The sequence below is a fragment of the Halothece sp. PCC 7418 genome (assembly GCF_000317635.1).
GTDB lineage: Bacteria > Cyanobacteriota > Cyanobacteriia > Cyanobacteriales > Rubidibacteraceae > Halothece.
This window is the reverse complement of sequence record NC_019779.1, coordinates 2,192,142-2,218,290: the sequence shown is the minus strand read 5'-3', so window position 1 is coordinate 2,218,290 and position 26,149 is coordinate 2,192,142. Positions and strand designations below refer to the sequence as shown.

31 protein-coding genes are annotated in these 26,149 nt (G+C 44.3%); 18 read left to right on the top strand and 13 right to left on the bottom strand.

Annotation, left to right across the window (positions count from 1 at the left end):
• Window positions 1-29 precede the first annotated feature (29 nt).
• From PCC7418_RS10025 to PCC7418_RS10010, 4 genes are all read left to right on the top strand, one after another.
• The gene (locus PCC7418_RS10025) at window positions 30-812 is read left to right on the top strand and encodes a cyclopropane-fatty-acyl-phospholipid synthase family protein (protein WP_015226060.1); all 783 of its coding nucleotides are present in this window, start codon (window positions 30-32) and stop codon (window positions 810-812) included.
• A 6-nt stretch (window positions 813-818) separates the two neighbouring features.
• Window positions 819-1,181, top strand: coding sequence for a cupin domain-containing protein (locus PCC7418_RS10020; RefSeq protein ID WP_015226059.1), 363 nt, complete (start codon window positions 819-821; stop codon window positions 1,179-1,181).
• Window positions 1,182-1,193: 12 nt separating this feature from the next.
• Entirely contained in the window at window positions 1,194-2,846 is a 1,653-nt protein-coding gene (hcp, locus tag PCC7418_RS10015) for a hydroxylamine reductase (protein WP_015226058.1), read from the top strand.
• Window positions 2,847-2,944: 98 nt separating this feature from the next.
• Window positions 2,945-3,439, top strand: coding sequence for a hypothetical protein (locus PCC7418_RS10010; protein WP_015226057.1), 495 nt, complete (start codon window positions 2,945-2,947; stop codon window positions 3,437-3,439).
• Between the two features lie 104 nt (window positions 3,440-3,543).
• Here PCC7418_RS10010 and PCC7418_RS10005 read toward each other — a convergent pair whose 3' ends face one another.
• Genes PCC7418_RS10005 through PCC7418_RS09980 form a run of 7 tightly spaced genes read right to left on the bottom strand, consistent with a single transcriptional unit; the run spans window position 3,544 to window position 8,143 of the window.
• Window positions 3,544-3,777, bottom strand: a complete 234-nt coding sequence (locus tag PCC7418_RS10005; RefSeq protein ID WP_216086630.1) for a DUF4351 domain-containing protein — start codon at window positions 3,775-3,777, stop codon at window positions 3,544-3,546.
• Complete coding sequence (locus PCC7418_RS10000) at window positions 3,774-4,619, bottom strand: DUF4351 domain-containing protein (protein ID WP_015226056.1); 846 nt, start codon at window positions 4,617-4,619, stop codon at window positions 3,774-3,776. The genes PCC7418_RS10005 and PCC7418_RS10000 overlap by 4 nt, the downstream gene beginning before the upstream one ends.
• A gap of 51 nt (window positions 4,620-4,670) precedes the next feature.
• Window positions 4,671-5,063, bottom strand: a complete 393-nt coding sequence (locus tag PCC7418_RS20935; protein WP_235620689.1) for a DUF4351 domain-containing protein — start codon at window positions 5,061-5,063, stop codon at window positions 4,671-4,673.
• A complete protein-coding gene (locus PCC7418_RS20930) occupies window positions 5,017-5,505 on the bottom strand; it encodes an Rpn family recombination-promoting nuclease/putative transposase (protein WP_235620688.1) in 489 nt (162 codons plus the stop codon). The genes PCC7418_RS20935 and PCC7418_RS20930 overlap by 47 nt, the downstream gene beginning before the upstream one ends.
• A 49-nt stretch (window positions 5,506-5,554) precedes the next feature.
• Window positions 5,555-6,376, bottom strand: coding sequence for a DUF4351 domain-containing protein (locus tag PCC7418_RS09990; protein ID WP_015226055.1), 822 nt, complete (start codon window positions 6,374-6,376; stop codon window positions 5,555-5,557).
• A gap of 51 nt (window positions 6,377-6,427) precedes the next feature.
• Entirely contained in the window at window positions 6,428-7,258 is an 831-nt protein-coding gene (locus tag PCC7418_RS09985) for a DUF4351 domain-containing protein (protein ID WP_015226054.1), read from the bottom strand.
• A 51-nt stretch (window positions 7,259-7,309) separates the two neighbouring features.
• Window positions 7,310-8,143, bottom strand: a complete 834-nt coding sequence (locus tag PCC7418_RS09980; protein WP_015226053.1) for a DUF4351 domain-containing protein — start codon at window positions 8,141-8,143, stop codon at window positions 7,310-7,312.
• Between the two features lie 66 nt (window positions 8,144-8,209).
• Here PCC7418_RS09980 and PCC7418_RS09975 point away from each other — a divergent pair, with 66 nt between their 5' ends.
• The 7 genes from PCC7418_RS09975 (at window position 8,210) to PCC7418_RS09945 (ending at window position 14,395) form a co-directional block, all read left to right on the top strand.
• Entirely contained in the window at window positions 8,210-9,274 is a 1,065-nt protein-coding gene (locus PCC7418_RS09975; RefSeq protein ID WP_015226052.1) for an iron ABC transporter permease, read from the top strand.
• A 3-nt stretch (window positions 9,275-9,277) separates the two neighbouring features.
• Window positions 9,278-10,315: an iron ABC transporter permease gene (locus tag PCC7418_RS09970; RefSeq protein ID WP_015226051.1), complete on the top strand. Its 1,038-nt coding sequence runs from the start codon at window positions 9,278-9,280 to the stop codon at window positions 10,313-10,315.
• A gap of 15 nt (window positions 10,316-10,330) precedes the next feature.
• Entirely contained in the window at window positions 10,331-11,131 is an 801-nt protein-coding gene (locus PCC7418_RS09965; RefSeq protein ID WP_015226050.1) for an ABC transporter ATP-binding protein, read from the top strand.
• Between the two features lie 213 nt (window positions 11,132-11,344).
• Window positions 11,345-11,830, top strand: a complete 486-nt coding sequence (gene apcA / locus PCC7418_RS09960) for an allophycocyanin subunit alpha (protein WP_015226049.1) — start codon at window positions 11,345-11,347, stop codon at window positions 11,828-11,830.
• Between the two features lie 78 nt (window positions 11,831-11,908).
• On the top strand, window positions 11,909-12,394 hold the full coding sequence (gene apcB, locus PCC7418_RS09955; RefSeq protein WP_015226048.1) for an allophycocyanin subunit beta: 486 nt from the start codon (window positions 11,909-11,911) through the stop codon (window positions 12,392-12,394).
• A 200-nt stretch (window positions 12,395-12,594) separates the two neighbouring features.
• The gene (locus PCC7418_RS09950) at window positions 12,595-12,798 is read left to right on the top strand and encodes a phycobilisome linker polypeptide (protein WP_015226047.1); all 204 of its coding nucleotides are present in this window, start codon (window positions 12,595-12,597) and stop codon (window positions 12,796-12,798) included.
• 286 nt (window positions 12,799-13,084) lie between these two features.
• On the top strand, window positions 13,085-14,395 hold the full coding sequence (locus PCC7418_RS09945; RefSeq protein WP_015226046.1) for a hypothetical protein: 1,311 nt from the start codon (window positions 13,085-13,087) through the stop codon (window positions 14,393-14,395).
• Between the two features lie 25 nt (window positions 14,396-14,420).
• On the opposite strand, the gene PCC7418_RS09940 is transcribed toward PCC7418_RS09945, so the two are convergent.
• Entirely contained in the window at window positions 14,421-16,019 is a 1,599-nt protein-coding gene (locus tag PCC7418_RS09940) for a glycoside hydrolase family 3 N-terminal domain-containing protein (RefSeq protein ID WP_015226045.1), read from the bottom strand.
• Entirely contained in the window at window positions 16,019-16,399 is a 381-nt protein-coding gene (rbfA, locus tag PCC7418_RS09935; RefSeq protein WP_015226044.1) for a 30S ribosome-binding factor RbfA, read from the bottom strand. The genes PCC7418_RS09940 and rbfA overlap by 1 nt, the downstream gene beginning before the upstream one ends.
• A gap of 293 nt (window positions 16,400-16,692) precedes the next feature.
• On the opposite strand from rbfA, the gene PCC7418_RS20760 reads away from it, so the two are divergent.
• From PCC7418_RS20760 to PCC7418_RS09915, 5 genes are all read left to right on the top strand, one after another.
• Window positions 16,693-16,845, top strand: coding sequence for a hypothetical protein (locus tag PCC7418_RS20760; RefSeq protein WP_015226043.1), 153 nt, complete (start codon window positions 16,693-16,695; stop codon window positions 16,843-16,845).
• A gap of 24 nt (window positions 16,846-16,869) precedes the next feature.
• The gene (locus PCC7418_RS09930) at window positions 16,870-17,133 is read left to right on the top strand and encodes a DUF5818 domain-containing protein (protein ID WP_015226042.1); all 264 of its coding nucleotides are present in this window, start codon (window positions 16,870-16,872) and stop codon (window positions 17,131-17,133) included.
• A gap of 169 nt (window positions 17,134-17,302) precedes the next feature.
• On the top strand, window positions 17,303-18,262 hold the full coding sequence (locus tag PCC7418_RS09925; RefSeq protein ID WP_015226041.1) for an orange carotenoid protein N-terminal domain-containing protein: 960 nt from the start codon (window positions 17,303-17,305) through the stop codon (window positions 18,260-18,262).
• Window positions 18,263-18,489: 227 nt separating this feature from the next.
• Entirely contained in the window at window positions 18,490-19,746 is a 1,257-nt protein-coding gene (locus tag PCC7418_RS09920) for an RNA-guided endonuclease TnpB family protein (protein WP_015226040.1), read from the top strand.
• Between the two features lie 108 nt (window positions 19,747-19,854).
• Window positions 19,855-20,181 (top strand): hypothetical protein, encoded by a 327-nt coding sequence (locus PCC7418_RS09915; RefSeq protein WP_015226039.1) that lies wholly within the window; start codon window positions 19,855-19,857, stop codon window positions 20,179-20,181.
• Window positions 20,182-20,231: 50 nt separating this feature from the next.
• Here PCC7418_RS09915 and PCC7418_RS09910 read toward each other — a convergent pair whose 3' ends face one another.
• From PCC7418_RS09910 to PCC7418_RS09900, 3 genes are all read right to left on the bottom strand, one after another.
• Window positions 20,232-20,834 carry an ATP-dependent Clp protease proteolytic subunit gene (locus PCC7418_RS09910; RefSeq protein ID WP_015226038.1) on the bottom strand — a complete coding sequence of 201 codons (603 nt, stop codon included), beginning with the start codon at window positions 20,832-20,834 and terminating at the stop codon, window positions 20,232-20,234.
• 81 nt (window positions 20,835-20,915) lie between these two features.
• Window positions 20,916-21,602: an ATP-dependent Clp protease proteolytic subunit gene (locus tag PCC7418_RS09905; RefSeq protein ID WP_015226037.1), complete on the bottom strand. Its 687-nt coding sequence runs from the start codon at window positions 21,600-21,602 to the stop codon at window positions 20,916-20,918.
• A 99-nt stretch (window positions 21,603-21,701) separates the two neighbouring features.
• Window positions 21,702-23,261: a bifunctional ADP-dependent NAD(P)H-hydrate dehydratase/NAD(P)H-hydrate epimerase gene (locus PCC7418_RS09900; protein ID WP_015226036.1), complete on the bottom strand. Its 1,560-nt coding sequence runs from the start codon at window positions 23,259-23,261 to the stop codon at window positions 21,702-21,704.
• Between the two features lie 14 nt (window positions 23,262-23,275).
• Between PCC7418_RS09900 and trmH the strand changes: the two genes are divergently transcribed.
• The gene (trmH, locus tag PCC7418_RS09895) at window positions 23,276-23,947 is read left to right on the top strand and encodes a tRNA (guanosine(18)-2'-O)-methyltransferase TrmH (RefSeq protein WP_015226035.1); all 672 of its coding nucleotides are present in this window, start codon (window positions 23,276-23,278) and stop codon (window positions 23,945-23,947) included.
• A gap of 55 nt (window positions 23,948-24,002) precedes the next feature.
• Here the strand turns inward: trmH and PCC7418_RS09890 are convergent, their stop codons facing one another.
• The gene (locus tag PCC7418_RS09890) at window positions 24,003-24,593 is read right to left on the bottom strand and encodes a HEAT repeat domain-containing protein (RefSeq protein WP_015226034.1); all 591 of its coding nucleotides are present in this window, start codon (window positions 24,591-24,593) and stop codon (window positions 24,003-24,005) included.
• A gap of 198 nt (window positions 24,594-24,791) precedes the next feature.
• On the opposite strand from PCC7418_RS09890, the gene hemE reads away from it, so the two are divergent.
• Window positions 24,792-25,838 carry a uroporphyrinogen decarboxylase gene (hemE, locus tag PCC7418_RS09885; RefSeq protein WP_015226033.1) on the top strand — a complete coding sequence of 349 codons (1,047 nt, stop codon included), beginning with the start codon at window positions 24,792-24,794 and terminating at the stop codon, window positions 25,836-25,838.
• Window positions 25,839-26,149 lie beyond the last annotated feature (311 nt).

Genomic DNA, 26,149 nt, shown 5'->3' with positions numbered 1-26,149 from the left:
GGATTACCCTCTCGATGAGGAATCAAATCATGAGTACCACAGCATCAACTCTCAATTTTAAAACTGCCCCTGGACATCAAGTGCTTGCCAAAGCGGGTAAAACCGTGTTGCGCCCTGGTGGGTTAGAAGCAACTAGCCAACTGCTAGAGTGGGCTGATTTTCAACCACAAGAAACCGTTTTGGAATTAGCTGCCAGTTTTGGTAAAAGTGCCATTTGGCTGGCGAAACGTTACGGCGTACAAGTCGTTGGGATTGAACGAAATCCTGAAAGTGTCCGCATCGCCCAAGAAAATATCCGTCAAGCGGGATTAGAAGGACAAGTGGAAGTTCGTGAGGGCAATATTTTTAACCTCGCAGAAATCACTGAAACCTTTGATTATGTCTTTGCTGAAGCCATTTTAACTATGCAGTCAGCGAACGGGAAAGCGAAAATTTTAGCAGGGATTGAGAAGGTGCTGAAACCAGGAGGAATCTTCCTCTCTCATGAAATGATTGCGGGTGGAAATCGAGACGAGATTGACCGCGCCCTTTCGCAAGTGATTCGGGTGAATGCTCAGCCTTTATCGGAAACGGAATGGGAACAAGCTTGTACAGAAGCGGGATTAAGCATCAAACAAGCCAAAACTGGAGAAATGGGCTTACTCAACCCGAAACGAGTGATTGAAGATGAAGGGTTATTTCCTGCGCTGAAAATTGCTTGGAATGTACTCACCCAAGCGGAAATCAGAGAGCGCGTTTTCCAAATGAGAAACACCTTTAATCAATACCGTAACCAACTCGGTTACATTGCTTTTTCGGCAACTAAGGAGTAATCAATCATGGCTGCAACGATTACCAATGCTGACACCAGCTATCACAATACGCTTAAAAATCTCATTGAATATCCAGAAACAGGAATTTTGAGCAAAGTTTTTGTCAAAGATGCCCACAGTCAACAAAATCTGTTTTGCCTCGCAGCAGGGACAACGTTAGAAGAACATACTTCTTCTAAAAACGCCACGGTGATGGTGATGGAAGGGGAAGGAAAATTGACCTTAAACGGTGAAGTTATCAAATTGACTCAAGGTGTAGTGGTATATATGCCAGCACACGCGCCCCACGCTCTCGAAGCAACGACCAATTTGGCCTTCTGGCTAATCTTATCCGCAGTCGAAACCCAAGGAAAATCAATTGAAAATTAAGGAGAATAACTCATGTTTTGCGAACAGTGTGAACAAACAGCCAGTGGCGACGGATGTCATCAATTTGGAGCTTGTGGGAAAAGCCCAGAAGTGAACGCGATCCAAGATTTATTAATTCATTGTCTGCAAGGGTTAGCAACCGTCACCCTTGAGGCAAAAGCAAAAGGAATTGAGACTTACCGCACCGACGTTTTTACCTGTGAAGCCTTGTTTGCCACCATGACCAACGTCAATTTTAATCCGAGCCGATTTGAGAATTATATCACCCGCGCGATCGCGCACCGTGAAACCCTGAAAACTCAAGTTGAAGCAATCAACCCTTCTATCAACTGGTCTTCGATTACTAACTTTGAACCCGATTTTCAAGAAAGCCTCGTTGAACAAGGAGCAGAGGTTGCCTTAAAATTTATTAGCCAAGTGGGGAAAGATGCCGTTGATATCTTTTCTCTCAAACTCACCGTCCTTTATGGCATTAAAGGCGTTGCGTCTTATACATTTCATGCTCATGAGTTAGGTCAAGATGATGAGGAAGTCTATCGCTTTACCCATCAGGCTCTCGCTGCATTGTCTGATACAACCTTAAACTTAGAACAGTGGGTCAACTTAGCCCTAGAGGTAGGAAAACAAAACCTACGGGCAATGGAACTTCTTGATACTGGACATACTCAAACTTATGGTCATCCTGTACCAACCACCGTTCCTCTCAATCCTAAACTGGGTAAAGCAATCTTAGTCTCGGGTCATGACATTCGACAGTTACCGGAAATTCTCAAGAAAACAGCAGGAACAGGAATTACCGTTTATACTCATGGAGAACTGTTACCGGCTCATGGCTATCCGAAACTAAAAGAGACCTATCCGCACCTTTACGGACATTATGGTACGGCGTGGCAAAACCAGACGAAAGATTTTGCTAAATTTCCTGGTGCCATTATTGTCACCACCAATTGTTTAATGCCTCCTCACGATCACTATACCGATAAACTCTTCAGTCTTGGTCCAGTGGGGTATCCTCATCTGAATCACTTACAAGAAGGTGAAGATGGCTTTCCAGACTTCTCACCAGTGATTGAAAAAGCATTGTCTTTACCTGGCTTTACAGAAACAGGAGTGCCAAAAACCGTAAAAGTTGGCTTTGGACATAATGCAGTTTTGAGTGTTGCTGACACAGTGATTAACGCGGTCAAAGAGGGGAAAATTCGACACTTTTTCTTAGTTGGCGGATGCGATGGTGCTAAACCAGGGCGAACTTACTACACTGAATTTGTGGAAAAAGTTCCAGAAGATTGTGTTGTTTTGACCCTCGCTTGTGGAAAGTTTCGTTTCTTTGATCAAAATTTGGGAGAAATTTCAGGCTTACCGCGCCTGATGGATGTTGGACAGTGCAATGATGCTTATTCGGCGATTCAAATTGCTCTTGCTCTTGCTGATGCTTTTGAAATGGATGTTAATGATCTTCCGCTCTCGATGATTTTATCGTGGTACGAACAAAAAGCGGTTGCTGTACTGTTAACTCTGCTTCATCTGGGCATTCAAAATATTCGCTTAGGTCCGACTCTCCCTGCGTTTATTTCCCCAAATGTTTTGAAACTTTTATCTGATAATTATGGCTTACAGGCAATTAAAACTCCTGAAGAAGATTTAGCTGCTTGTTTATCTCATTAATATGCCAGCGCACGCCCCCCACGCTCTCGAAGCAACGACCAATTTAGCCTTTTGGCTGATTTTATCCGCAGTAGAAACCAGAGGAGAATAATTTAGCAATGAATCAAACAGCAACTGTCGATAGTTTTACGCAACATCTCAATCTTTCAGAATCCACAGTAGAAACCTTGCTCACCTTAAATGCAACGGAATTACCGAAACAAGAGGCATTTCAATCAGAATTAGGAATACTCAACCTTGATCTTTTACGAGAAACTTTACCCACTGCCAAATCAGTTTTAGAAAATCAACTTCCTGCTTTTTACGTTTGGCTCAAACAAGAATTAAAAATTAAGCGAGTTCCTGATAATCCAAATCATACAACAACTTGGGTGGCAAATTTTCTTAAAAACGAAGAAAGTATTGAGCATTTAGTGGAATTACATCGTCCCGTTCCGCCAGTTGCTTTAGAACAAGCGATTCCACGCCTTGTCAGCTTATTTAATCAGGTTGAAGATCAACAAATCCGTCAACAATGGCAAAGTGCAGTTGCTTTATTGTGTTTAGTTTTAGCAGCAGATGCACGGGAACAGTTACGAGCAAAATCAGAATAAAGTTCTGCTAATTCTTTTATTTTAGGCGAGCGACTTGCTCGCTTTTGTTATTTATTAATACTACATTGTAGTAGGGTGGGCATTGCCCACCCTACGATAACTGTTCAGTTTTCCTCGGATGTATCCCACCAGGTTTCTAAATCTCCAATTCCCTGAAAATCCAGTAACGCTTCTCCCAGGTTTTCTAATTGTTCCAGAGAAAGACTGTTAACGCGATCGCGCCACTGTTGCGGTAACTCGCCCACCCGTCGCGTTAGTTGACGGAGGATCAGCGATCGTTCTCCTTTTTCTTCTCCTTCTCTGAGAATGTCCTGATAGATTACTGACTCTCGCATCATCCCCTCGTTGAATAGTCGTTGGATGTATCCCACCAAGTTTCTAAATCTCCAATTCCCTGAAAATCAAGTAACGCTTCTCCGAGGTTTTCTAGTTGTTCCAGAGAAAGACTGTTAACGCGATCGCGCCACTGTTGTGGTAACTCGCCCACCCGTCGCGTTAGTTGACGGAGGATCAGCGATCGTTCTCCTTCTTGTCTTCCTTCTTCTCTTCCTTCTTGGATAATATCTTGATAAATTACTGACTCTCGCATCATCCCCTCCCTGAATAATCGTTTCACTAAATCTTTCTCATATTTTAACCCAGCGACAATTTGCGCGTAAGCTGAAATTTCTGTCCTCTTCTCTGCTTCCAGTTCATTCACTTGTTCCACTACTTGTTGCAATAGGGTTTGTGGTTCATTAGTCGCCGTTAATGGGGCTAAAGGTAACAATGCGGGATCATGGAGAAATAACTCTGGATTTTCTTCCCATAACCGAATCACTTGATATTGATGCTCAGTGTTTTCGAGGGTAAAACGGGTTTCAATCACCTCAGTCTCAGGAGGGGGGAGTAATAAAACCACCACTTGGGTAATCGGTAAGCGATACAAACGATAGAGACGCACCCAATAATCCAACATTCGTAGAGGAATTGGTGGATTCGATCGCCATTGGGTTTGAAACTCTAAATGGAGAATTCGTCCCTGTAGTTGTAAGAAAGTCACGGAATCAGCACGGATGGGTTCAATGCTGAGTTCGGTTTTGAGAACTTCCACATCCGTTTGTGGTGTATTGAGTACCCAACTGGCGAAATTGGCGGGATATTTTTCGGATAAGAGTTTACACAGATCATCGAAGGACATTTAGAGAAAGGGAAAATGGACTTGAATTTTACTATTATCCCTATTTCTGCTTTAGTTTTCCTCGGATGTATTCCACCAGGTTTCTAAATCTCCAATTCCCTGAAAATCCAGTAACGCTTCTCCGAGGTTTTCTAGTTGTTCCAGAGAAAGACTGTTAACGCGATCGCGCCACTGTTGTGGTAACTCGCCCACTCGTCGGGTTAAAAGGCGGAGGATCAGCGATCGTTCTCCTTCTTGTCTTCCTTCTTGTCTTCCTTCTTGGATAATATCTTGATAAATGACTGACTCTCGCATCATCCCCTCCCTGAATAATCGTTTCACCAAATCTTTCTCATATTTTAACCCAGCGACAATTTGCGCGTAAGCTGAAATTTCTGTCCTCTTCTCTTCTTCCAGTTCATTCACTTGTTCCACTACTTGTTGCAATAGGGGTTTGTGGTTCATTAGTCGCCGTTAATGGGGCTAAGGGTAACAATGCGGGATCATGGAGAAATAACTCTGGATTTTCTTCCCACAACCGAATCACTTGATATTGATGCTCAGTATTTTCGAGGGTAAAACGGGTTTCAATCACCTCAGTCTCAGGAGGGGGGAGTAATAAAACCACCACTTGGGTAATCGGTAAGCGATACAAACGATAGAGACGCACCCAATAATCCAACATTCGTAGAGGAATTGGTGGATTCGATCGCCATTGGGTTTGAAACTCTAAATGGAGAATTCGTCCCTGTAGTTGTAAGAAAGTCACGGAATCAGCACGGATGGGTTCAATGCTGAGTTCGGTTTTGAGAACTTCCACATCCGTTTGTGGTGTATTGAGTACCCAACTGGCGAAATTGGCGGGATATTTTTCTGATAGGAGTTTACAGAGATTATCGAAGGACATCTAGAAAAAAGGGAAATGGAGTCGAATTTTAGTATTATCCCTTTTTACCTTAGTTTTCCTCGGATGTATCCCACCAAGTTTCTAAATCTCCAATTCCCTGAAAATCAAGTAACGCTTCTCCGAGGTTTTCTAATTGTTCTAGAGAAAGACGATTCACGCGATCGCGCCACAGTTGCGGTAACTCTCCCACCCGTCGGGTTAAAAGACGGAGGATCAGCGATCGTCCTTCTTTTTCCTCTCCTTCTCTGATAATATCTTGATAAATTACTGACTCTCGCATCATCCCCTCCCTGAATAATCGTTTCACCAAATCTTTCTCATATTTTAGCCCAGCGACAATTTGCGCGTAAGCTGAAATTTCCGCCCTCTTCTCTGCTTCCAGTTCATTCACTTGTTCCACTACTTGTTGCAATAGGGTTTGTGGTTCATTAGTCGCCGTTAATGGGGCTAAAGGTAACAATGCGGGATCATGGAGAAATAACTCTGGATTTTCTTCCCATAACCGAATCACTTGATATTGATGGTCAGTGTTTTCTAAAGTAAAACGGGTTTCAATCACCTCAGTCTCAGGAGGGGGGAGTAACAAAACCACCACTTGGGTAATCGGTAAGCGGTATAAACGATGGAGACGCACCCAATAATCTAACATTCGTAGAGGAAGCGGTGGATTTGATCGCCATTGGGTTTGAAACTCTAAATGGAGAATTCGTCCCTGTAGTTGTAAGAAAGTCACGGAATCAGCACGGATGGGTTCAATGCTGAGTTCGGTTTTGAGAACTTCCACATCCGTTTGTGGTGTATTGAGTACCCAACTGGCGAAATTGGCGGGATATTTTTCTGATAGGAGTTTACAGAGATTATCGAAGGACATTTAGAGAAAGGGAAAATGGACTTGAATTTTACTATTATCCCTATTTCTGCTTTAGTTTTCCTCGGATGTATCCCACCAAGTTTCTAAATCTCCAATTCCCTGAAAATCAAGTAAGGCTTCTCCCAGATTTTCTAATTGTTCTAGAGAAAGACTGTTAACGCGATCGCGCCACTGTTGCGGTAACTCGCCCACCCGTCGCGTTAGTTGACGCAGGATCAGCGATCGTTCTCTCTGTTCTCCTTTTTCTTCTCCTTCTCTGAGAATGTCCTGATAGATTACTGACTCTCGCATGATCCCCTCCCTGAATAATCGTTTCACCAAATCTTTCTCATATTTTAGCCCAGCGACAATTTGCGCGTAAGCTGAAATTTCTGTCCTCTTCTCTGCTTCCAGTTCATTCACTTGTTCCACTACTTGTTGCAATAGGGTTTGTGGTTCATTAGTCGCCGTTAATGGGGCTAAAGGTAACAATGCGGGATCATGGAGAAATAACTCTGGATTTTCTTCCCATAACCGAATCACTTGATATTGATGCTCAGTGTTTTCGAGGGTAAAACGGGTTTCAATCACCTCAGTCTCAGGAGGGGGGAGTAATAAAACCACCACTTGGGTAATCGGTAAGCGATACAAACGATAGAGACGCACCCAATAATCTAACATTCGTAGAGGAAGCGGTGGATTTGATCGCCATTGGGTTTGAAACTCTAAATGGAGAATTCGTCCCTGTAGTTGTAAGAAAGTCACGGAATCAGCACGGATGGGTTCAATGCTGAGTTCGGTTTTGAGAACTTCCACATCCGTTTGTGGTGTATTGAGTACCCAACTGGCGAAATTGGCGGGATATTTTTCGGATAAGAGTTTACACAGATTATCGAAGGACATTTAGAGAAAGGGAAAATGGACTTGAATTTTACTATTATCCCTATTTCTGCTTTAGTTTTCCTCGGATGTATCCCACCAAGTTTCTAAATCTCCAATTCCCTGAAAATCAAGTAACGCTTCTCCGAGGTTTTCTAATTGTTCTAGAGAAAGACGATTCACGCGATCGCGCCACTGTTGTGGTAACTCGCCCACTCGTCGGGTTAAAAGGCGGAGGATCAGCGATCGTTCTCCTTCTTGTCTTCCTTCTTGTCTTCCTTCTTGGATAATATCTTGATAAATGACTGACTCTCGCATCATCCCCTCCCTGAATAATCGTTTCACCAAATCTTTCTCATATTTTAACCCAGCGACAATTTGCGCGTAAGCTGAAATTTCTGTCCTCTTCTCTTCTTCCAGTTCATTCACTTGTTCCACTACTTGTTGCAATAGGGTTTGTGGTTCATTAGTCGCCGTTAATGGGGCTAAGGGTAACAATGCGGGATCATGGAGAAATAACTCTGGATTTTCTTCCCACAACCGAATCACTTGATATTGATGCTCAGTATTTTCGAGGGTAAAACGGGTTTCAATCACCTCAGTCTCAGGAGGGGGGAGTAACAAAACCACCACTTGGGTAATCGGTAAGCGGTATAAACGATGGAGACGCACCCAATAATCTAACATTCGTAGAGGAATTGGTGGATTCGATCGCCATTGGGTTTGAAACTCTAAATGGAGAATTCGTCCCTGTAGTTGTAAGAAAGTCACGGAATCAGCACGGATGGGTTCAATGCTGAGTTCGGTTTTGAGCACTTCCACATCCGTTTGTGGTGTATTGAGTACCCAACTGGCGAAATTGGCGGGATATTTTTCGGATAAGAGTTTACACAGATTATCGTAGGACATTGATTCTGGGAAGGATTAAGAGAAATACTTGCAAGTAATTACTAATAAACTTAGGATATAGGGTGATTGTCTTCTCTCCAACGATTATCAAGAAACTTGCTTAACCGTCAGCCTGCCGATACAAAAATTTTCTCTTTACCATTGCTCTCGCCAATTGGTGTAGCGATCGCGCTGTTGGTTTTGCTGCTAATTTTTATTAGTAATTTAGCTTTCGGCGCTGCGAACATTCCCTTAGAAGAAGTCACTCGCGCCTTTTTTGCGAATGAGGATTCAACGGAACATCTGATTATTCGCACCGTTCGCTTCCCGCGATCGCTGATTGCTGCTTTTGTCGGTGCTGCCCTTGCCGTTTCTGGTGCAATCATGCAGGGAATTACTCGCAATCCCTTAGCCTCTCCTAGCATTTTAGGCGTTAATGCAGGTGCGTCTTTCGCCGTTGTTGTTGTCACCTTTCTGTTTCAAGGGGGAGACCTCAGCCTATATGTTTGGTTTGCGTTTCTGGGCGCAGCAGCAACTGCAGTCACTGTTTATGTTTTGGGATCGCTTGGATCGGGAGGCTTAACCGCTATTAACTTAACGGTTGCTGGGGCTGCCCTCACCGCCTTTTTAAGTTCTCTCACCAGTGGAATTTTAATTGTCTCTCAGCAAACCTTAGATCAAATTCGGTTTTGGCTTGCTGGTTCGCTTGCAGGACGCGATCTAGAAGTCTTTTGGCAAGTTCTCCCCTACTTGAGTGTGGGCTTGCTACTGGCTTTCGCTTTGGGCAGACAATTAACGATGCTTTCTCTTGGTGAAGAGGTGGCAAAGGGGTTAGGACAACAAACGGTATTGGTTAAGATCCTCGCTGCGGTGAGTGTGGTGTTATTAGCTGGCTCTAGTGTCGCGATCGCGGGTCCGATTGGCTTTATTGGTTTGGTTATCCCTCATATCACTCGCGTCCTGATTGGAGTCGATTATCGCTGGCTGTTGCCCTATGCTGCAATTTTCGGCTCTATTTTACTTCTCTGCGCTGATTTATCGGGTCGTCTCTTATTTCAACCCCAAGAGATTCCAGTGGGGTTAGTCATGCCTCTAATCGGTGCGCCCTTTTTCATTCATCTGGTGCAATCGCAAATGAAACAAAAATCATAACTCATGAAATCTCCTTGGTTGGTCATCCGTCTGCAAAAAATTCCTCTGTCTTTTCGCATTCATCGGCGTGTGCCAATCATTTTGCTCATCTTGGCAGTTGCCACCTTACTGGTCATGATCATCAGTGTGAGTTATGGGGAATATCCAGTTCCTCCCCTCGCAACAGTAAAAACGATTCTAGGGCAAAGTGAGAACAGCGATTATGGATTTATTATCCGCACCTTGCGCTTACCCCGTACCCTCGTTGCGTTTGGTGTCGGAGTCGGACTCGCGATCGCGGGAACTATTACCCAAGGGATTACTCGTAACCCTCTGGCTGCACCCGATATCATTGGCGTTAATGCAGGGGCTTCTCTCGCTGCTGTCACATTATTAGTCTTATTGCCAACAGTTTCCATTGCCCTTTTACCCGTTGTTGCCTTTCTCGGCGGGTTAATGGTTGCTGTCCTGATTTATCTTCTGGCTTGGCAAGGGGGTAGTTCTCCGATCCGATTAATTCTTGTGGGCATCGGACTCAATCTGATTGCCTCTGCACTCACCAATCTCATGATTACGTTTGGTAATATCAACACCGTTTCTCAAGCCTTGGTTTGGTTAACAGGCAGCGTTTATGGACGCAGTTGGGAACAACTCTTGACCTTTTTACCTTGGTTGGTCATCTTTGGTTTGCTTGCTTTAGGGATGGCGAGAAATTTGAATGTGCTTAGTCTTGGGGATGAAACCGCGCGAGGATTAGGTAATGCTATTGAATGGCAGCGGGGAATCTTACTCCTCACCAGTGTTGCCCTTGCCAGTGCATCAGTTGCTACAGCGGGGTCAATTGGTTTTGTGGGCTTAATGGCACCGCACTTGTCTCGTCAGTTAGTCGGAGGAACTTATGCTGGACAACTGCCCACAGCAGGAATGATCGGTGGACTGCTCGTTGTCATTGCTGATTTATTGGGACGGATGCTTTTAGCGCCAACCGAACTGCCTTGTGGTCTGATTACTGCTGCTGTGGGAGCACCTTTTTTTATTTATCTACTCATTCGCAAACGGTAATAACCAAAAACTTTTATGAACCGACTGGAAACGCAAAACTTGACCTTAAGCTACCACCAAACCCCGATTATTCATGATCTCAACTTCGGGGTTCCCGCAGAAAAAATAACGATTTTAGTCGGTCCCAATGGCTGTGGAAAATCAACGCTCTTGCGAGGACTGGCGCGATTACTGAAACCGAAAGGGGGGGTGGTTTATCTCGATGGTGCAGATATTTTTCAACGTTCCACGAAAGCAGTAGCCAAGCGGTTAGGAATTTTACCTCAAAGCGCGATCGCGCCAGAAGGGTTAACCGTGAGAGATTTAGTTGCCCAAGGACGATATCCTCACCAAAACTGGCTACAGCAGTGGTCCAAAGAAGATGAGACAATGGTCACTTGGGCTTTAGAATTATCTGGAATGACGGAACTTGCGGAACGTCCCTTAGATCATCTTTCTGGAGGGCAACGACAACGGGCTTGGGTTGCCATGGCTTTGGCGCAAAATACAGAAATTCTGCTGTTAGATGAACCGACAACTTTTCTGGATTTAGCCCACCAATTGGAGATTTTAGATTTATTAGCAGAACTGAATATCACTCAGAGTCGGACGATTGTGATGGTCCTTCATGATCTCAATCAAGCTGCCCGTTATGCCGATCATTTGGTGGTTGTTCAAGAGGGTCAGATTTACACTCAGGGAACACCCGAACAAGTAATCACTGAAGGAATGGTCAAAACGGTATTTGGTGTGGCTTCACGAATTGTACCTGATCCCGTGGTGGGAACGCCTTTATGTATTCCTTTGTCTAATCCAAAAACGCTGTGTGATCGATAAACGACCCGATTTCATCCCTAAATGAGGAGAAATATTACGAAATATAAAAAACTGCAATAAAAAGTGAGAGAAGTATCGCAAAATAAATCGGAGAAGGTTGTTAAGATAACTAAGTCATCCCGTTTGCTGATACTCTATATCAGTATGGGAACTGGAAAAACCAGCCTAAACCAAAATTCGATATAAAACTTATCCGTTGGAGGATTCTAAAACATGAGTATCGTCACGAAATCCATCGTGAACGCTGATGCTGAAGCCCGTTACCTCAGCCCTGGCGAATTAGACCGTATTAAAGCCTTCGTTGAAGGTGGTGAACAACGTCTTCGTATCGCTCAAACCCTCACTGGCGCACGTGAGCGTATCGTGAAACAAGCAGGGGACCAACTCTTCCAAAAACGCCCTGATGTTGTTTCTCCTGGCGGAAACGCTTATGGCGAAGAAATGACTGCAACTTGCTTACGTGACATGGACTACTATCTCCGTCTCGTCACCTACGGCGTTGTTGCTGGCGATGTTACTCCCATCGAAGAAATCGGTTTAGTCGGCGTTCGTGAAATGTATAATTCTCTCGGTACTCCCATCAACGCAGTTGCTGAGAGTGTACGCTGCATGAAAGATGTTGCTTGCTCCATGATGTCTGCTGAAGATGCAGCAGAAGCTGGATCTTACTTCGACTACGTGATCGGCGCGATGCAGTAAGCGTTCTCAAGAACGGCTCACACTTGACTTATTAATTAGACTCACTCGATAAACTGAACTTAGGAAAGGAAAATAACGATGCAAGACGCAATTACCTCCGTTATTAACTCTGCTGACGTACAAGGAAAATACCTTGATGATGCAGCAATGGAAAAGCTCAAAGGCTATTTCCAAACTGGTCAACTCCGTGTTCGTGCTGCTAATGTCATCAGCGCCAACGCAGCAAACATTGTTAAGGAAGCAGTAGCAAAGTCCTTACTGTATTCTGACATTACTCGTCCTGGCGGTAATATGTACACTACTCGTCGTTATGCTGCTTGCATCCGCGACTTAGACTACTATCTCCGCTACTCCACCTATGCAATGCTTGCTGGTGATCCTTCTATCCTCGATGAGCGTGTTCTCAATGGCTTAAAAGAAACCTATAATTCTTTAGGTGTTCCCATTAACGCGACAGTTCAAGCAATCCAAGCAATGAAAGAAGTAACGGCGGGTCTCGTCGGTCCTGATGCAGGTAAAGAAATGGGCGTTTACTTCGACTACATCTGCTCTGGCTTAAGCTAACTCGAAAATCGCCTGAGACGGTAAACCCATGATAACTTCAGTTCGGGTAGTGGCGAGTGAGTGCTAGGGGGTTCAAGACTTATCTAACCAGCAAAAAAGGGGATAGGTTTTAATGATCTAGTATTGACTGGCTTACTCCCGAACTAAGTGTGTTTAAAGGAATCATAATTTTTAGATCTTGCAGCAGGAGTTTATAACCCATGAGAATGTTTAAAGTGACCGCTTGTGTCCCGAGTCAAACTCGAATTCGTACTCAAAGAGAATTACAAAATACTTACTTTACCAAACTTGTTCCCTACGACAACTGGTTTACTGAACAACAGCGCATTATGAAAATGGGCGGAAAAATTGTTAAAGTTCAACTTGCTACTGGTAAGCCTGGTACTAATACAGGTTTAAGCTAAGTTTGGATGATAATTCAATCGTTGAGGCGTTCTTGGGAACGTCTCGATTTTTTTAAAGTTATACCCTTTCGATAAACTAGTGCTACACAAAGTAGGCTGAAAGCCAAGCCGTAGAGCTTCTCCCTCCTTAGAAAGGGCAGTAGGTATGTCGCAGACTTTTTTGTATTTCATATTAGATCGCGCTGAAATTTTCCCAATTCCTTAAGAAATCAGAGGTCAGAAAGTTCCCTAGTCTTGATAAGATAAGCGATTGTAAGCTACAAAATCATCGCTCACAAAAGCTAAAATGACAACGGCGAGCAAAACGCGGAATTTGGGAATTGTTTCTCTAGCCACCTTAATGGTTTCAGCCCACTACGGATTAGGGTTTGTGTTAGGAACAGCAGAACAGTCTTTTACAGAGGGAGTAACAGGGAGTTTATACGCCAGCGCGATCGCGCTGGGAACGATCGCGCTGGCGTTACTCGCTCCCTTTTACTGGAGTCATATTGATCCGATTTGGACAATTCTCGGTGAGCGTTATGGTCAACCGCTAAAAGTTGGTATTGGTGTCATGTCTTGGACTTCCTTGATTGGCATTGAAGCGGTGCAGATTATCTCCGTCGCAGCGATTTTAACGATTGTGGGCTTTCCAACGTTACCGACGATGATTGCTGTAACGGGATTATTCTTTGTCATCTCTTTGCTTCCTGTGGAACGAGCAAGTTGGCTGTTTCGGGGCTTTCTCCTGTTTAATTTACTGGTGTTAGGAAGTGCGCTCTGGCAATTGCATAACGGCGCAATTTACGGTCAGATGGTGCTAGATTTTTGGCCCCGTGTCAGTGAAACCGCTTCTCCTAAAACAATCGGTGTAATGCTTTCAACGGTGTTGTTGGTGTTGATTGATATGAAATGTCAACAGTTTGTAGTGAGAGCGCGATCGCTGCGTGTTGCTTGTTGGGGCTGTATTCTTGGCGGACTTGTGTTAGCTGCTTTAGCGTTTCTCCCAGGGGCGATTGTTTTAGCAGCCCAAGAAGCGAATATTATCCCCGCAGAAGTTACAGGAAAATCTGTGATTCCCTATATTCTCGGTTGGTTGGGAGGAGGAACGGCTCAACCTTTAGGGATGATCTTTATTGCCTCTCTGGCGTTCCCTGCTTTTGGTTTAGGGAGTAATATTCTCCGTATTCAAACGAAGGCGAGTTTAGATATTACGAACTTAGAGAATCGAAAACGAAATGAAATTGCTTTTGCTGGTCTGAATGCGTTATGCGCCCTTGGAATCGCTCTGAGAGGGGGAGAAATTGTTGGGTTGATTGTCTGTTTCTATGCGACTTATTTATCAGTGGTTTGGATTCCCTTTATTGCTTATTTATTAGAACGATCGCGCATCATGGTCTTTTCTCAAACCAGCGTTCGGTTTGCCCTCGGGATTGGCGGTGTAGCAGCAATTGTGACTCTAGGCATCAGTTTATTTGCGCCCGATGCGATTTGGCTTTATACCCCTGAACTGACGATTTCCTCCATGGGCTTAGGTTTTAGCAGTTTAGGCTTGGTCAGTAGCCGAGTGGTAGAAAGTTTACCCGCTTTATTCGCTCCGAAAAAGTCTATGGGATGACCAGTGATCAGTGACCAGTGACTAATTAAAGAAAAGATTGGTCTTGTGTTTTAGAAAACGCTAAATCCCCTAATAACTTTTGAAGCGCGATCGCGCTACTGTCGCTCATTTGTCCGTAGCTGAAAACATAAGGAATAGTTTCTGGAAGAGTAACCTCTAACCACGTTAAAACATAAGGACTGCCATAAACGATCACCCCTTGCACACCGCCCTGATTGATTAAGGCTTGCAGAAAGGCTTTTGTTTCCTCATTTAGCCCTGATTCACCTCGGAAGGGGTTTCCTCGCGTAAACAGTTGGATCAGAGTTTGCGGGGCATTTTTCGGCGGTTCGGGGAAGACTTGCGCTTGTCCTAAGAGTTGTAACTCATAGCCCAGTTGTTGCGGAAGCGCGATCGCGCGATGAGTGCGGTCTAAGAAATCACAACTGAGTAAATCATCGACAATCACTAAATTTTGAGATGGGGTTTGGGGAAGCGCGATCGGTAAATCTCCCCGTGTTCGTAAAGAAGCCCTGAGAATATTTTGCGTGGTTTCTAACGCAATCGGTGTGGCTAACTCGCTGCGGATGTCTTTTCTCTCGGTATGGCTAATTTTTGCTTTTGCTTTCCCAATACGGGCGACAGAAGCACTAATCCGTTGTGGAGACAAACGACCATTGTTGACTGCTTCTAATATTGCAGCGATCGCGCGATCTGGATTTTCAGGCATTAAGATAATATCAGCACCCGCCTCAATAGCAAGAATCGGAATTTCCTCGGGGGAAGCAATTTCACTTAACGCCCCCATAATCAGCGCATCCGTAACAATTAAGCCCTCAAACCCTAAATTCAGCCGTAACTGTTGCGTGAGAATTGTAGAAGAAAGGGTAGCGGGAAGCGTGTCATCCCAACACCGAACCAATAAATGAGCACTCATCACCGCATCCACCCCTTGAGAAATCGCACTGATAAAGGGAGGAAGTTCGATTGCTTCTAAACGGTCTGTTCCCACCTCAATCACGGGTAACTTGAAATGGGAATCGGTTGCGGTATCTCCATGTCCTGGAAAATGTTTTGCTGTGGTTAACACGGGATAAGTCTGTGCGCCAGCAATAAACCCTTGAGTTAATTCCTGAACCATCTCTGGGCTTTCCCCAAACGAACGCACATTAATCACAGGATTATCAGGATTATTGTTCACATCGACCACAGGGGCTAACACCCAATTTAGACCAAGGGCTAAGGCTTCCTGTGCGGTTACTTCCCCCATTTTCCGAGCATACTCTTTCCCTAAAGAGAGATCGGTTTTTGCAATTTCTCCCAACGCCATCGGAGGCGGAAACCAAGTTGCGCCAGAAAAGCGTTGTCCCACTCCTTCTTCAATATCAGCAGCCATCAAGAGGGGAATTTCTGACCAAGTTTGCAATTGATGAGTCCGTTGTGCAATTTCGATCGCGCTTCCCCCCAGTAAAATCACCCCACCGACTTTTAAGTCCCGAATCCAGTGTTCTAACTCTTGGTTAGAAGGTTCCCACTGCGGGAAACGAATTTGATGATCAAAACTATACCCAGATGCGCGAACGACGATCATCTGGGCAATTTGTTCAGCAAGGGAAAGTTCTGTCTCGTCTGGAAGAGCAAACATTAACTTTCCTCGTCCTCCTCTTCCCCACGTTTCGCACTGAGTTGGTTAATTAAAGACAAAGTGCGATCGCCAAGTTCTAACGACATATCTTCATGAAACACCACTTCTGGTGTTCTCCGTAAGCGAATCCGTTTTCCTAACTCACGACGGACAAAAGCTGTAGAAGACTTTAACCCCGCCATCGTTTCCGTTTTCGCTTCTTCCGTTCCATAGATACTGACAAAGATTTTGGCGTGTTGGAGATCGTTAGAAACATCCACCGCAGTCACGCTGACCATCCCAGCACCCACGCGATCGTCTTTTATACCATTAATCAGCATTTGGCTCACTTCCTGCTGAATGAGGGAGGCGACCCTTGCCACACGGCGACTGGTTGCCATTTTCTTTCTCCTTAACAATCCGCCTCCTCCATCTTAAATCGAAACGGAGAATTCTTGTCTCCCAAGAACCAAAATTAAGTATTTTTCTCACAAAATAAGAAGTTTTGCTGGATTGCAAACATATACAAAAAAATGTTTAGACTCACTTAATATTTCTCACAATCAGAGGCAATGAGAAATATACTAAAAGTAAGGGAAAAAGCAAGGAAGTTTGATTCAGTTGATCCACATTTGCTGTGGAGATTTCGCCTTTTTTCTGAGCATAAATACTTGACGAATTCAGGGTGAAGACTATGGGAATTATGAAAGTTATGGACAATATTAACTCCTTTTTCGCCGAAGCAATTGCTCGCATTTTCTCCCCGAGCGATGACGCTTATCCCGATGTTGGAGTGCAACCCTACTCTGGCGATCCTATGTCCAATGATGTCGAACTAGAGTGGTAGTTTAGGGGGACTATTCTTTCTTTTATGAGCAGTAACAAGCCTGCAGAAGCGGGCTTTATTTTATTTTTTATGATAACAGTCACGGGAAGAATTGAAAAAAAAGAGGTCGGAATTGGGGCGTGGGCTTTAGTTACCGATGACGGAAAAACTTATGAATTAAGAAACCCTCCCGTTGATCTCCGTCAACCCCAACACCGAGCAGAAGTAACTGGAAGAATTCGGGATGATGTAATGAGTATCGCGATGATTGGCGAAATTTTGGAGGTTGATTCCTTTACTCTTCTTTAAAATCAACTGCTATTTGTTAAAGATTTAATGAGAAACAAGAGAATTGTGTAAAGAAGTATGAGGAAGGTAAGGCAAGCAACAGGCGTGACTTGAGAGAACTGGTATTATCAGCTACATTCCCTCGCTTAAGTAGGGAAGTACCAAAACATTAGATGAAAGGGTTTTAGTCATGCCATTTACCATCGATTCAGCCCGTAATATTTTCCCGAATACCTTGGCTGCTGATGCGGTTCCGGCAACCATCGCAAGATTTGAGCAGTTGAGTGCAGAAGATCAGTTAGCCTTAATTTGGTTTGCTTATCTGGAAATGGGTAAAACCATTACCATTGCAGCGCCTGGTGCTGCTAGTATGCAGTTTGCAGAACGAACGCTCAACCAGATTCGACAAATGAGCTTCCAAGAGCAATCGCAAGTCATGTGCGACTTAGCGAATCGAGCCGATACAGAAGTTTGTCGGACTTATGCCACTTGGTCGCCCAATATTAAACTCGGTTTCTGGTATAAACTGGGGCAATGGATGGAAGAAGGAGTGGTTGCTCCCATTCCTAAAGGCTATCAACTTTCAGCTAACGCATCCGCAGTCTTACAAGCCATTCGCAGTTTAGAATCAGGTCAGCAAATTACAGTCTTGCGGAATTGTGTGGTCAACATGGGGTTTGATCCCAATAAAATGGGAAGTTATACGCCTGTAAGCGAAGCCGTTGAGCCTCCGAAAGAACTCTCTAAACAAGAGCAAGTGACCATTGAAGGGGTTACGAATCCTACGGTGTTGGCTTATATGAACAATATGAATGCCAATAACTTTGATGCGTTAATTGAGTTGTTCCTTCCTGATGGCGCACTCCAACCGCCTTTTCAGCGTCCGATTATTGGCAAAGATTCGATTTTGCGCTTCTTTAAACAAGAATGTCAAAATCTGAAACTCTTACCCGAAAAAGGTGTAGCCGAACCAGCAGAGGATAATTATACTCAAATTAAAGTCACAGGTAAGGTGCAGAGTCCTTGGTTTGGGGCAAAAGTGGGGATGAATATTGCTTGGCGTTTCTTACTTGATCCTAACGATAAAATTTTCTTTGTCGCGATCGATTTACTCGCTTCTCCCAAGGAATTGATGAACTTTGCTCGTTAAAGCAAATGATTAATTGCAGCAATTTGATTTTAACGACGTAAGCGGGAATTCCCCCACCTCAACGAAGTAGGTGGGGGTGAACGACGTAAGCGGGAATTCCCCCACCTCAACGAAGTAGGTGGGCGTGAAGCGCGAACTTAGAACGAAGTCCGATCAACTAGTATTAGGGATTGACAAACTTCGGTTGTTGCTTTATCATAATTATAGATTACGTTATATTTACCGCTATGCTACGAGCAATTAAGGTTAGACTATATCCAACACCTTCTCAGCAGTCCCAACTCAATCAAGTGATGGGATGTGCTAGATATTGGTGGAATTATGCACTAGCCTTATGCAAACAGCATTATAAAGATACAGGGAAAGGCTTGGGACGAACGGCTCTCAATGCTTATCTTCCTCCGTTAAAACGTCAAGAAGAGACTGCCTTCTTGAAAGAGTGTCCTGCTCAAGTTTTGCAGGCTACCACCTTGAACCTTACCAAGGCTTACAAGAACTTTTTTGAAGGGCGTGCAAGATACCCGAGATTCAAAAGTTTTGATCAAAGACAGTCTTGCCAATTCCCTCAGCACGTCAAAATAGTCGATAATAAAGCTCTGAGACTTCCTAAGATGGAAGGACTCGTCAAAGCAAAGATTCATCGACTATTTGAAGATGGGAAGTTAAAGACAGTTACTATTAGTCGGACACCAACTGGAAAGTATTATGCTTCCTTGTTGTTTGAGACTCAACAGGAGAAGCCAACCCCAGTTACAGAAGGTAAGGTAGCGGGAATTGACTTAGGAATTAAAGAGTTTGCCATTGTTCACGATGGCGAGAAATGCTCTAAGTTTCCTAACCCTAAAAATCTATCTAAACATGAGAAAAATCTCAAGCGTAAACAAAAAAAGTTAGCCCGTAAGCAAAAGGGTTCTCAATCAAGAAATAAAGCGAGAAAGCTAGTCGCTAAGGTACACGAACGAGTTAGCAATACCCGCCAAGACTATCTGCATAAGGTATCCCGAAAAATTGTGGATAACAATCAGGTAATCGTAGTGGAAGATTTGAACATCAAGGGTATGGTTCGTAACCACAAACTAGCAAAAGCAATTTCTGATGTGAGTTGGGGAATGTTTGTTAACTTCTTAGACTATAAGCTCAAAGAAAAAGGAGGAGTTCTAGTCGAGATTGACAGATGGTTTCCCAGTTCCAAACTCTGCTCAAACTGCCATTATGAGTTAGAAAGTCTAGACCTAGAAGTAAGGGAATGGACTTGTCCTAAATGCGGAACTCACCATGACCGTGATGAGAACGCATCTAAGAACATTAGAGCAGAAGGAATCAGAATGCTTTCCGTCTCTGGAACGGGGACGGCTGCGGTAGGAGGGGATAGAAGTCCTAAACTTGGTCGTAAGGTTAAGTTTGGGCATTCCCCTACGAGTATCGAAGCCCCAACCTCGATGAACGCAGGTTGGGGTAGTTCACCGGGAGCTTTTTTTCAGTGAAGAATGCTCCTTTTTTTCGATTGATTCATTTGGGATTCTAATTGAAACCATAGACAGTTTCAGATCGGTTTGATAAGCTATAGATTCACTTAAACTTTAGATGGGATCATGTCAACGACGGAAAATCAGTGGTCTAGTGTAGAAAAAGAAATTGCTCAGGTTGCTTTAGAAAAAGCGCGATCGCGCGAAATAGAAACTCTGATCGAAACTGTGCGTTCTGCCAGTGCCTCAATCACAAGTCTCGATGATATGTGGCGTTTACATGATTTTCTCAGTTCCAAGCGACATGAACTTGATGGTAAATATGACGATCGCGAGTCAGTGTTAATCTTTGTTTTTTCCCAACTGGTGAAAGAAGGATGGCTGAGTTTAGAAGAACTCGATGGTTTAAGCAGTGATAAAATCTCGAAGTTAAAGGCTTTAGGACGGATGTAGAAGGTAACCCTGAGGCTACCCTCTACTGACCAATCGACATCAGAGTCGTTTTAGACGCTTTTGTCCTCAATCACGCGATCGATGATGCCATATTCCTTGGCTTCTTCAGCAGACATAAAGTAATCACGATCTGTATCTTTTTTGATTCTCTCGATGGTTTGACCCGTATTCTCTGCCATGATTTTGTCAAGTTGTTCACGAATACGAAGAATTTCTCTCGCTTCAATTTCAATATCCGTGGCTTGTCGTCTTCCTTGTGTGCCTCCCATCGGTTGGTGAATCATAATCCGAGAGTGAGGAAGTGCAAGACGTTTGCCTTTTGTCCCAGCAGATAAGAGAAACGCCCCCATCGACGCTGCAATTCCGACACAAATGGTGACGACTTCTGATTTAATATGCTGCATGGTGTCATAAATTGCCATGCCTGCACTCACAGAACCACCAGGGGAATTAATGTAAAGATAAATCGGTTTGCTGGGGTCTTCAGAATCGAGGTAAAGCATGACCGCGATTACTTGGTTCGCTAAACTATCGTTGATTCCGCGACCGAGGAAAATAATGCGTTCCCGATAGAGACGATCATAAATATTCACCCAATCACTGTAGGGTTGACCGGGCATCTGATAGGGAACTCTAGGTACACCAATGGGCATAAACTTTGTCCTTTGTTCTTAATTCGTTACGGATAGGGATGGTTAGAGTCAATGATTCCTGAGGGAGGGACTCAGTTAATATTAACTGAGAACTCCTGCTGTAGAAGGTAGTTCTTTCGTGCTTTCGAGAACGCGATCAATCAGTCCATATTCTTTGGCTTCTTGTGGACTGAGATAGAACATTCGGTCGGAGTCTTTGGCAATTTTTTCCGCAGGTTGACCTGTATTTTTCGACAAGATCTCCAACATCGCTTGTTTATTCGCTAAAACTTCTTTTGCCCGAATTTGAATATCCGTGGCTTGTCCCTGTGCGCCCTGACGCGGTTGATTAAGAATAATCGTAGCGTGGGGAAGGCTAGCGCGATAGCCTTTCGTTCCCGAAGAAAGAATCATCGCTGCGGTTCCCATTGCTTGACCAATACAGATGGTATTGACTGGCGGTGCGATGTAATTGATGGTGTCGCAAATAGCAAAGGCTTCGGTTTCAAAACCAATGGATTCTCCACCATACCAAGAGGTTCCAGTGGAGTTGATGTACATATAAATCGGTTTTTCCCGATCTTCAAATTGCAAGTACAGCAACTGCGCGATAATCAATTCTGTCACGTCAATCCCCAGTTGTTCTTTATACTCATCAGGGGAGACCAGAGGTAAACCTAAATAAACAATGCGTTCTTTTAATAAAAGAGAGGGTAAATCAGGTGGAGGGGTGCGAGTGTTTCCGCCTCCATAATAAGGGGCTTGCACAGCTTCAATCGGTGAGTTCATGTTTTCTTCTTAATCCAGAAGGGCTTTTTCTCTTACATTCTGTAAACCTATCTTAACTTACTTGTCATTAGTCATTGGTCATTAGTCATTAGTCACTGGTCACTGGTCACTGCTAGCAGGGAACTGGGTTAAATATTGGGTAAGGGTAAAGGCATCAACACCAAGATCGCTATGATCCAGACTGGCTTTGATACCAGCTTGGGCGTGCCAAACGGCTGCTGTGGTCGTTAGTTGCGCGGGAGAGATGGGTTGCTGGTTAGGATTTTGTGCGATTAATCCCCCTAATAATCCAGTGAGGACATCGCCACTTCCCCCTCTGGCTAGGGCTGGGGTACTTTCAGGAATCACCCAAGTTTCATCAGGACTGGCAATAACAGTTCTTGCCCCTTTTAAAAGAATAACCGCGCTGGTTTCTTGGGCTGCTGTGGGAACAGTTTCTATGGGATGGTAAGAATTGGCTGTCAAGTCTGGAAACAGTCGTCGAAACTCCCCAGGGTGAGGGGTGAGGATTGTTGTCTCTGAACGGGGTTTTAGAGCCGTTTTGAGGTCTAATTGAGCGAGGGCGTTGAGTCCATCGGCATCAAGGATTAAAGGGCTTGTTGCTTCTAAAATGGGGGGGATAAGGGCTTTCGCTTCTAAGGTTAATCCAGGACCTAGCGCGATCGCGCTATACTTGTTCCACTGTCGCGCAATTTCAGGAAGTTCAGCAATTGCCCCATTTTCGGTTTCAGGACAATCAATAATTAATGCTTCAGGAAGATGAGTTACCAGCATCGGTTTTAAGGAAGCGGGTGCTGCAATACTGACCATTCCCACCCCACTCGCCCGTGCGCCTAAACCCGTTAAAATCACTCCGCCTGCATATTGGCGCGATCCCGCAATGATCAGCAAATGTCCTTGTTTATACTTATGAGTGACAAGCGGACGAGGAAGCGGAAGCAGCGATCGCGCGAAATCAACAGTCATCTGCTTCACAACTGCATCCTCAGACACCACAGCTTGTACATCAGCCAAAGAGACACCAAAATCAATTCTTTCTGTCTTTCCTAAATAAGCTAAAGCAGAATCTTGGAAAAACGCCCGTTTCCATAACCCCAAACAAAAGCTATAATTTGCCTCAATCGCTGTCCCTAAAACCTCTCCTGTATCCGTATGCAGTCCAGAGGGGATATCAATGCTTACCACTGGTATAGACCATTGATTAATCGTTTCTACAGCATCCGCTAAGTTTCCTTCTAAAGGGCGAGTCATCCCAAAGCCAAATAAACCGTCAACAATCAAATCACAGTTGGCTAAACCTTTTACATCCTCAACCATGGGAATGCCCAAACTTTGTACATAATTGAGATGGGCTTGGGTTAATTCTTTTGCCTTCTGTAACGGGCGATACAGACAAACCTGATATCCTTGGCAATGTAACTCTCGCCCCACTACCGTTGCATCGCCACCATTATGCCCCGGTCCGACCAAGATGCCCACTTTAGTAATCTCGGATGGGGGATATAATTCGATAACGCGCTGTGTGACCAGCCCTGCTGCTTTTTCCATCAGTGCAGCCACTGGCATTCCCGCAGCAAAAATCCGTTGCTCGATCGCTGCCATTTGCGTTGCAGTGACCACAAAGTGTTCAATAGGATCTGTAGAGATTTGATGACTCATTGTTAACTCCCGTTATGGGTGAAATGAAACCAGTGCTTCCTCGACGTTATCACCGACTCCGCGAAGTTTTGAACCGACGACAGACAGATTTAACGGTCTTGTTGGAGGATGTCCATAAACCCCACAACTTTTCGGCAATTATTCGCACTTGTGATGCGGTTGGGGTCTTTTCTGCTCATGGCGTTTATACAGAAGGAGATGTTCCCGCTTTTAGTGAAACCGCAAAAGGAAGTCAGAAATGGGTGGATATTCACACCCATCCCGACTTAAAAACAGCCATTGGTCATCTCAAAAACCAAAACCATACCATCTACGCAGCCCATCTGACAGAGAATGCAGTTGATTATCGCCAACCCGACTACACTCAACCCACTTGCATTCTTCTCGGTGCGGAAAAGTGGGGCGTTAGTGAAGAAGCCATCTCACTGGTGGATCAAGCGATTTATATTCCCATGTTCGGAATGGTACAGTCTTTAAATGTTTCTGTTGCAGCAGCAGTGATTCTATTTGAAGCACAACGACAGCGACTGGCTGCGGGACAGTATAATCAACCCTCTTTTGATCCAGAAACCTATGATCGCATTTTATTCCAGTGGGCTTATCCTGATTTAGCAGCGATGTATGATGAAGCGGGAAAGCCTTATCCAGCTTTAGGAGAAGATGGACAATTTCTGATCGAGAATTAAGTTCGAGGCGTTGCTGAGTCAAGGTATGATAGAACAAAAGTTTGTGGCGAGCCATTTATTTCAGTTTTTGCAAAGCCAATTCAGTGCGCGATCGCGCGGTTAAATCTAATTCTGCTTCCTGTCGTTGCTTTAAATAGTCCTGAATCTCTGCTGTAAACACCTGTTTCGCCAGCGACTCTAACCCCACAATCGCAGCATAGCGAACAATCCATTCCTCATCCGTTGCAACAGTCTTCAGGGTCTCCAAAACCTTTCTCTGCGCCGTCTCTCTGGCATCTGAAGGCAAGACATCCCAGCGTAACTCTCCTAACCCTTTTGCAGCCCCCCGACGCACACTGAGGGAAAAATCGCTGGTGGCTGCATCCAATAAAATTTCTAACGCTTCTGGGTTTGCAATCCGCGATAACGCTCGAATTGCCCATGCCCTCGCCCCATAATCATAACCATCAAGGTCGCGAATGAGGGTGGGAACCGCAACATCCCCTAACTGGACTAATCCTTCCACCGCCGCGATCGCAGCCCCAGGATTATTAAATCCTAACACTTTAATCAGCATAGGAATCGCAGCTTCTGATTGACTGCGACTCAACGCCCATACTGCTTTCACCAACTCTTCCGAGGAACTGGCTTTTTCAACCGCTTGCATTAAAGATTCTGACAAGGTTCAATAAAAATACAGTGACCAGTGACCAGTTACCAGTCAACAAAGAACAATGAACGAATAACTAATAACCAATAACTAATAACATATCAGATTTTTGCATTTTTCAGGACGTTCTCACCAATCCCAAAAACAAAATGATAAGCTAACGGATGCGTTAAAAAATTTCAGATAATATCATCTATGGTAAGTCAGAGTGAACTTCCTTCTTTATTAAAAGTTGCCCGTGGAGAAAGTGTATCACGTCCACCCGTGTGGATGATGCGTCAAGCGGGACGATACATGAAAGAATACCGTGATTTAAGAGAAAAATACCCCAGTTTCCGCGAACGTTCGGAAAATCCAGACCTCGCCATTGAAATCTCCCTACAACCTTGGCGCGCGTTTCAACCCGATGGTGTGATTCTCTTTTCTGATATTCTCACCCCATTACCTGGAATGGGCATTGACTTTGATATTGTAGAAAGCAAAGGTCCCGTGATTGATCCCCCGATTCGGACGCAAGAACAAGTGGATCAAATGCGTCCCCTAGATCCAGAAGAATCGCTTCCGTTTATTAAAACCATTCTCAAGTCATTACGAGAAGAAGTAGGGAATCAATCCACAGTTTTAGGCTTTGTCGGCGCACCCTGGACATTAGGCGCGTATGCGATTGAAGGGAGAACATCAAAAAATTATGCCAACATTAAAGGGATGGCATTCAAAGAACCGCAATTATTGCATCAATTCTTAAGCAAAGTTGCGGACTCGATCGCGCGTTATGTCCGTTATCAAATTGACTGTGGCGCACAAGTCGTCCAAATGTTTGATTCTTGGGCGGGTCAACTCTCTCCTCAAGATTACGAAATCTTTGCCCTACCTTATCAAAAACAAGTGGTAGAAGCGGTTAAACAAACCCATCCCGATACGCCTTTAATTCTCTATATTAGCGGAAGTGCTGGTGTTTTAGAACGGATGGCAAAAACGGGCTTTGATATCATTAGCCTAGACTGGACGGTTGATTTGGCTGAAGCCAGACAACGGATTGGACAAGAGACCAAAGTTCAAGGCAATATTGATCCAGGTGTTTTATTTGGGTCACAAGATTTGATTCGCGATCGCGTTTTAGAAACAATTCGCAAAGGAGAGAATCGCGGACATATCCTTAATTTAGGTCATGGGGTTTTACCCGGAACACCCGAAGATAATGTGAGACATTTCTTTGAAGTCGCCAAACAAGCCACCGTTTAAAATGCGCCGTCGGAGCTCCAGTTAAACCTCACTTCTAAATTTTGGTTCTTTGTTCTTTGTTCTTCGTTCTTTGTTATTTGTTGGTTTTTAATCAATGAACCACGAACCATGAACCATGAACCATGAACATCCACCGACTCGCTTTCTACCTCAACCAACTAGGAAACGGTATAGGTGAATTTCAACATTTTGGAATGTCCTAACCTGATTTTGTAGCGCTATACATAGCATTACTGAGTCGGGGGAGGACAGATAAAAATCTAGAAACCCACTCCTGGATTCCCTTTTCCCTTTTCAAGTAGCACTATATC